General features: G+C 76.1%; 5 protein-coding genes and 3 pseudogenes. All 8 read left to right on the forward strand.

What is annotated here, in order from left to right; all coding sequences use genetic code 11:
- Positions 1-413: pseudogene (locus E1193_RS33545) on the forward strand (hypothetical protein); the annotation flags it as partial.
- Positions 410-1819 (forward strand): PfkB family carbohydrate kinase, encoded by a 1410-nt coding sequence (locus E1193_RS29220; protein WP_132186389.1) that lies wholly within the window; start codon positions 410-412, stop codon positions 1817-1819. The pseudogene E1193_RS33545 and the gene E1193_RS29220, both read left to right, overlap by 4 nt.
- 8 nt (positions 1820-1827) lie before the next feature.
- Positions 1828-2511, forward strand: coding sequence for an SDR family oxidoreductase (locus tag E1193_RS29225; protein ID WP_207922915.1), 684 nt, complete (start codon positions 1828-1830; stop codon positions 2509-2511).
- Positions 2508-3422: pseudogene (locus tag E1193_RS29230) on the forward strand (glycosyltransferase family 9 protein); the annotation flags it as partial. The gene E1193_RS29225 and the pseudogene E1193_RS29230, both read left to right, overlap by 4 nt.
- Before the next feature lie 141 nt (positions 3423-3563).
- Positions 3564-4430, forward strand: a complete 867-nt coding sequence (locus E1193_RS29235) for an alpha/beta fold hydrolase (RefSeq protein ID WP_132186392.1) — start codon at positions 3564-3566, stop codon at positions 4428-4430.
- A gap of 251 nt (positions 4431-4681) precedes the next feature.
- A complete protein-coding gene (locus E1193_RS29240; RefSeq protein ID WP_132186393.1) occupies positions 4682-5308 on the forward strand; it encodes a hypothetical protein in 627 nt (208 codons plus the stop codon).
- Between the two features lie 102 nt (positions 5309-5410).
- On the forward strand, positions 5411-5800 hold the full coding sequence (locus E1193_RS29245; RefSeq protein WP_132186394.1) for a hypothetical protein: 390 nt from the start codon (positions 5411-5413) through the stop codon (positions 5798-5800).
- 40 nt (positions 5801-5840) lie between these two features.
- Positions 5841-6206, forward strand: a pseudogene (locus E1193_RS29250) (cytochrome P450); the annotation flags it as partial.

The raw sequence follows: 6206 nt of genomic DNA on the forward strand, positions 1-6206 counted from the left end.
GCGACGTGGGGGTGCGCTGCTGGGCGTTCACCGGCCCGGCCCCGAACCCGCTCGCCGAGGTCTGCGACGACGTGCTGGCCGTGCCGTCGCCGGACAGCCAGGTGGTGCAGGAACTGCATCTGGTCTCGCTGCACCTGCTCTGCGAGTACGTCGACGAGGTGCTGCCGGCGGTACACCAGTTTCCCCGGGCCGCCGCCCCACGCCCGCGCCGCGCCGCCGTCTCCGGCCGGCTGCCCGCAGGCGCGGACGGGCGCGAACTGGCCGTGGTCAACGGCTACCCGCTCAACGGTCACGGCCCGAGCGGCGCCGCACTGAACGGTCGCGGCTTTCAGGGGCACGGCGTGAACGGGCACGGCCCCGACGGATCCGGGCCGAACGGGCACCGCCCCGGCCGGCACGGGTGCCCGTCGTGAGCCGGCCGCTGGTAGTCGTCGGCGACGCCCTGCTCGACCGGGACGTTGACGGGACCGTCTCCCGGGTCTGCCCGGACGCGCCGGTGCCGGTGCTCGACGAACGCGCCGCCACCGACCGGCCCGGTGGCGCCGGACTGGCGGCACTGCTCGCCGCCGCCCAGGGCACCGAGGTGACACTGGTGACGGCGCTCGCCGACGACGCCGCCGGCGCGCGGATCGCCGAACTGCTCACCACCGCCGGGGTGCGCCTCCGCCCGCTGCGGCTGCCCGGGGCGACTTCGGAGAAGATTCGGCTCCGTGCCGGCGGGCAGACCCTGCTGCGGCTGGACCGGGGCGGCGAACCGCAGGCCCCCGGCGAACCGCCGGAGGCAGCGCTGGAGGCGCTGGCCCGGGCCGGCGCGATTCTGGTCAGCGACTACGGTCGGGGACTGGTCCGGCACCCGACGCTGCGCTCAGCGCTCGCCGAAGCCACCGCGCCGGTGGTGTGGGACCCGCACCCGAAAGGGCCGGTCGCCGTACCGGGCGCCCGGCTGGTCACCCCGAACCTCGGTGAACTACGCCAGCTCACCGGCGACGCCGGGGCTGGCTCCCGGCTGTCGACCGCCACCCGGGCCGGGCACGACTTGCGCCGGCGCTGGCGGGTCGGGGCTGTCGCGGTGACCATGGGCCCGGACGGTGCGGTGCTCTGCCACTGCGGGAACACCCCGCTGGTGGTGCCGCCGCCGTCCGCCGTGACGCACGTCGAGGACACCTGCGGCGCCGGGGACCGGTTCGCCGCCACCGCCGCCACGGCGCTCGCCGCCGGGGCGGTCACTTCGGAGGCGGTGCAGGAGGCCGTCGCCGCCGCGTCGGCGTACGTCGCCGCCGGCGGGGCCGCCGGGCTGGCCCGGGTCGGTCACGAGCAGATCGCGCGCCCGCCGGCCGCCGCCGAGGACCTCGTCGCCCGGGTACGCGCCGACGGTGGCACGGTGGTAGCCACCGGCGGCTGCTTCGACATCCTGCACGCCGGGCACGTGGCCACCCTCCAGGCCGCCCGCCGGCTCGGGGACTGCCTGATCGTCTGCCTGAACTCCGACCGCAGCGTCCGGGCGCTGAAGGGTCCGGAGCGCCCGCTGCACACCGAGGCGGACCGGGTCCGGGTGCTGGCCGCGCTGGACTGTGTGGACGCCGTGGTCGTCTTCGACGAGGCCACTCCGGCCACCGCGCTGGCCCGGCTGCGCCCCGACGTCTGGGTCAAGGGTGGCGACTACGCCGGCGACGGCGCCCCCGAACTGCCCGAGGCCGACCTCGTACACGGCTGGGGCGGCCGGGTGGTGACCGTGCCGTACCTGGCGGGGCGATCCACCACCGCCACCATCACCGCCGCGCGTGCGCGCGGCACCCGACTGGTCAAGGGAGCACGATGAGCAGGGATGTGAACGGAGCAGCGGTACTGGTCACGGGCGGTTCCAGTGGCCTCGGCGCGGCGGTGGTCGCCGCCGTAACCAAGACGGGCGGGCGGCCGTACGTGCTGGACCGGCAGGCGCCGGCCGACGGGGTGCCGTGGGTCGAGTGCGACCTGGCTGACACCCGGGCCGCCGAGGAGGCGACCCGGGACCTCGCCGAACGCCACGGCGGTCTGGACGCGGTGGTGACCGCCGCCGGGATGGACGTGCCCGGCAGGCTCGCCGACGTACCCCGGGACACCTGGGAGCGGATCGTCACGGTCGACCTGCTCGGCACCGTCGCGGTGGTCCGCGCCGCGCTGCCGTTTCTGGAGGCGGCCCACGGCAACGTCGTCACGGTCGCCTCGACGCTCGGGATCAGGGCGGTCAGCGACGCGACCGCGTACTGCGCGGCGAAGTTCGGGGTGGTCGGGTTCACCCGGGCCCTCGCCGCCGAGCTCGCCGGGAGGGTCGGCGTGACCCTGCTGATCCCCGGCGGGATGCGCACCGCGTTCTTCGACGACCGCGACGAGCAGTACAAGCCCGGGCCGGACGCCAACCTCAACGCCCCGGCCGACACCGCCGCCGCGGTCATGTTCGCCCTCTCCCAGCCACCCGGCTGCGCCGTCCGCGAGCTGGTGGTCTGCGCCGAGCGGGAAACCTCCTGGCCGTGATCCTCGTGCTCCGCGCCCTGGGGGTGGGCGACCTGGCCACAGCGGTGCCGGCGTTGCGCGCGCTGCGGGCCGCGTACCCGGACCAGGAGCTGACGCTGGCGGCGCCGGCCTGGCTCACGCCGCTGGCCGACCTGGTCGACGGGGTCGACCGGCTGGTCGAGGCGGACGGGTTGGGCGAGCTGGCCTGGCCCGGCGCGCCGCCGGAGTTGGCGGTCAACCTGCACGGGCGCGGCCCGCAGTCGCACCGGCTGCTCGCCGGTGCCCGCCCGCGCCGGCTGCTGGCCTTCGCCAACGCCGAGGCGGGTCACCTCGACGGCCCGCCGTGGTTCGCCGAGGAACACGAGGTCGACCGGTGGTGCCGCCTGCTCGCCTGGTACGGCATCCCCGCCGACCGTAGCGACCTGGCGCTGCGCCGCCCTGCGCCGGGCCGGATGCCGACCGGGGTGAGCGTCGTCCACCCGGGTGCGAAGGCGACGCAGCGGCGCTGGCCACCGGCCCGGTTCGCCGAGGTGGCCCGGACGCTCACCGACCGGGGCCACCGGGTGGTGGTGACCGGCAGCGCAGGTGAGCGCGACATCGCCGCGCGGGTGGCGGCGCTGGCCGGGTTGCCGGCCGGGGCGGTGCTGGCGGGGCGGACCGACCTCGGCGAGTTGGCCGCGTTGGTCGCCCACGCCCGGCTCGTGATCAGCGGTGACACCGGCATGGGGCACCTGGCCACCGGGTACGCCACCCCGTCGGTACTGCTCTTCGGACCGGTACCGCCCGCGCAGTGGGGGCCACCGCCGGACCGGCCCTGGCACCAGGCGCTCTGGGTGGGGCCGCGCGAGCCGGCCCGCGCGGGGGTGCACCCGGCGCTGGCCGAGTTGGACGTGCCGACGGTGCTGGCCGCCGTGGCGCGGGTGGAACGGGCCGCAGCGACCCGGCCCCGGTGGCTGGTCCGTCAGCCGGGCCGGACGGCGCACCCGCCGAGGCCGCGCAGGAGGCTCGTGTCCCGGCCCGCGCCCGACACCCTGTGGTTACCCAGCAGTAGCATCGCGGCGTAGGCTCGGGGGATGAGCGGGGAACCGGAGTACACCCAGGAGTTCGTCGATGTCGACGGCGCGCGGATCGGCGTGCAGGTCTATCCGGACCCGGCGGGGGTGCCCGACGCGCCGGTGGCGGTGATCTGGCCCGCGATGGGGGTGCGGGCGCGCTACTACCGCCCGTTCGCCGCCGCGCTGCGCGAGGCTGGGCTCGCCGTGGCCGTGGTCGACCTGCGCGGCACCGGCGCCAGCACACCCCGGCCCTCGCGCGCCTGCCGGTACGGCTACCCCGAGCTGGTCACCGACGTCGGTGCCGTTCTCGACGCGCTCAAGCCCCGGCTGGACGGCCGCACCCGACTACTGCTCGGGCACTCCCTCGGCGGGCAGGCGGCCGTGCTGCACCTCGCCGTACACGGCGCGGACGCGGTCGACGGGCTCGCCCTGCTCGCCGTCGGCGTGCCCTGGTGGCGCAGCTACCCGGGCGTCCGGGGATACGGCGTGCTGGCGTACACCCAGGGGATCGCGGCGGTGTCGGCTGCGCTCGGCGTCTGGCCCGGGTGGGGGTTCGGCGGACGGCAGGCCCGAGGGGTGATCCGCGACTGGGCGCACACCGCGCGCACCGGCCGGTTCCCGGCGCTGGACGGGGTGGATGCCGAGGCCGCGGTGCGGCGGCTGACCACGCCGGTGCTCGCGGTGAGCATGGACGACGACCAATACACCCCGCACGCCACGGTCGACCACCTCTGCGCCAAGCTCACCGCCGCACCGGTGACCCGGGCCCGCTACACCGTCGCCGAGGCCGGGGCCCCACTGGACCACTTCGTCTGGGTCCGGGCCGGCGTGCCGCTGGCCCGCCGGGTGGCCGACTTCACCGCCACCCTCACGCCCCGCGCCTGAGGCGCGCCGCCGGCCACGGTGGTCCGGCCGCGCTGCTGCCGTTCCCGGCGCCGGCCCCTGCCTCAACACCGGGGACGTCGTGGCGTTCGAGAGCCACGTGCCGCATCAGATTCGGAACAACGGGCCCGAACCGCTTCTCGCCATCTCCGTCTACTGGCTGCCGGAGAGTGCCTGACCGTGCCGGGCCCGGGTGCGTAGCCGGGCCGAGGATGGGTAAGCCGCTGCGCCCGAACACGGTGGAGGGGGATCAGATGTCCGAACGGCACACCGCGCTGCGTTCCATGCACGATCTGGGCCTGGCGGCCTGGTTCGGCGGCTCCCTGATGGGAGCGCTCGGCGTCAACGGGGCAGCGGCACGGATCAGCGACTCGACCCAGCGCATGCCGATCGCCTCGGCGGGTTGGTCCCGGTGGACGCCGGTCAACGCGGCGGCGATCGGGGCCCACCTGGCCGGCGCGGTCGGCGAACTCGCCACGGAGAGCCCACGCGTCCTCGCCCAACGCGGGGTGGGGCGGATGAGCGCGGTCAAGACGGCGCTCACCGTCGGCGCGCTGGCGGTGACCGGATACAGCCGGTTGCTCGGCATGCGACTGGAGAAGGCCGGCAACCCGCCGGTGGAGGGGATCACCGAACCCAACTACCAGACGCCCGGCGACGTGGCGTCCTGCCAGCGCAGGATGAAGGTGCTGCAGTGGACGATCCCGGCGTTGACCGGGGCGCTGGTGGTGGTGACCTCGTACATGAGCGAGCAGCAGAAGCCGGGTCAGGTGTTCCGGGGCCTGCTCGGTCGCGCGGGCGGGATGATGAGCGCGCCGAAGACGATGGGGAAGGTCGCCGCGATGGGTGCGGCGAAGCGCCGGATGGCGATGGCTGGCTGAGGTCGTTCCGGAAATGCCGGCGCGGCCCATCCGGCGCGGTTCGACGGCGGTCGCCGCGCCGGGGCCGGACGACCGGGAGGCACGACGAGCAGCGAGGTGGCCATGACGGGGGACGAGGCAGCGACGGACGGCAACGGACGCGGGCCACAGTCCGCGGGTCCCTGGGGCACCACGGACGGCTTCGACGCCGACCCGCCCTGGGGCGCGAGCGAGGATGATCCGATGGGCGAGGGAAGCGAGGAGACCGCGGTGCCGCAGGGACGGCGTGGCGACCGCCGGGCCGGGGCGCCGGCGGGGCCGTCGGGGCCGGCCGGGCGACACGGTTTCGGTCCGGTCGAGACGACGCCGGTTCCGGAGGCGGGGCCCGGCGCCCCTCCCGACCCCGCACCGGCCCGCCGCCCCTTCCCGGACGACACCGCAGGCGGCGACCTGGCCGACAACGCCCTGGAGGAGGCCACCGGGATGCACACGAGAGGGGTCAGTCGGGACTGACGCGAGTTTGGCGGGCCGTGCCCGGGGCAGGAGTCCCGGCATGGCCCGCTCGCATCTGGACGACACGCTCACCCTCATCGCCCAGGGATACGCCTGGCTGCCCAACCGGTTCCGGGAGGTCGGCGCAGACATCTACCCCACCCGGCTGGCCGGGCGGCGCGCGGTGGCGTTTCACGGCCCCGAGGCGGCCCGCTTCTTCTACGACGAACGGCACGTCCGCCGGCACGGGGCGCTCCCCGAGCCGGTGCTCAGCACGCTGTTCGGGCACCGCGCGGTGCACACTCTCGACGGCGACGCGCACCGGGTCCGCAAGGCGCTCTTCACCGGGCTGCTGGGCAGCGGCGACGTCGACGGGCTGGCCGCCCGGACCGAGGCGGCCTGGGACGTCGCCGCGAAGGGCTGGGCC

It is taken from the genome of Micromonospora sp. KC606 (genome assembly GCF_004348675.1).
Classification (GTDB): domain Bacteria; phylum Actinomycetota; class Actinomycetes; order Mycobacteriales; family Micromonosporaceae; genus Micromonospora.

Bases quoted from the DNA above. Each gene is read 5' to 3' on its own strand.
- E1193_RS29245 (WP_132186394.1), top strand. From the start codon at position 5,411: ATGACGGGGGACGAGGCAGCGACGGACGGCAACGGACGCGGGCCACAG.
- E1193_RS29240 (WP_132186393.1), top strand. From the start codon at position 4,682: ATGTCCGAACGGCACACCGCGCTGCGTTCCATGCACGATCTGGGCCTG.
- E1193_RS29235 (WP_132186392.1), top strand. From the start codon at position 3,564: ATGAGCGGGGAACCGGAGTACACCCAGGAGTTCGTCGATGTCGACGGC.